The organism is Polaromonas sp. P1_G2, from assembly GCF_056405515.1.
Genome location: NZ_JBFUBY010000676.1, coordinates 1 through 634 on the forward strand (window position 1 = coordinate 1; position 634 = coordinate 634).

1 protein-coding gene is annotated in these 634 nt (G+C 62.9%); it reads right to left on the bottom strand.

All coding sequences use genetic code 11. The features are described from left to right. On the bottom strand, positions 1-634 hold a 634-nt coding region (locus AC1D0P_RS26895; protein ID WP_477679524.1), incomplete at both ends, for a leucyl aminopeptidase family protein.

Sequence of the window (634 nt, forward strand, 5' to 3'; positions counted from 1 at the left end):
GGTGACGGCAGCGGCGCCCGCCATGTCGCCCTTCATCTCTTCCATGTTGGGCGCCGGTTTGATCGAGATGCCACCGGTGTCGAAGACGACGCCCTTGCCGACGAAAGCATAGGGCTTATCCTTCGGCTTGCCCCCCTTCCACTKCATCACGACCAGCCGCGGCGGACGGACGGAACCCTGCGCCACGCCAAGCAGCGCGCCCATACCGAGCCGGCGCATCTCCTTGTCGGTGAGAATCTCGACTTCGACGCCCAGCGGCTCAAGTTCCCTGACCCGGGCAGCGAATTCCGAAGGTCCAAGCACGTTCGGCGGCTCGTTGACCAGATCGCGGGCGAAGTTGACGCCTGTGGCGACAGCCTGCGCGGTCTCGAAAGCACGCTTAGCGAGAATAGAACCACTGGTTACGAGCGTTACGCGCGCTGCCTTGCGATTGTTGTTTGCCTCGTCGCCGTCATCATGGCTGGTCTTGTATTTGTCGAAACGGTAGCTGCGCAACAACATGCCGAGAGCGAAATCCGCCGTCGCCTTGGCGTGGATGGCGCCCCCGGGAACGTCCATATAGACCGTTACCCGATCGGTCCCGTCGATCGCGGCGGCAACCACGCCGCCGAATTTCAGCCAGTCATGCGCAGTC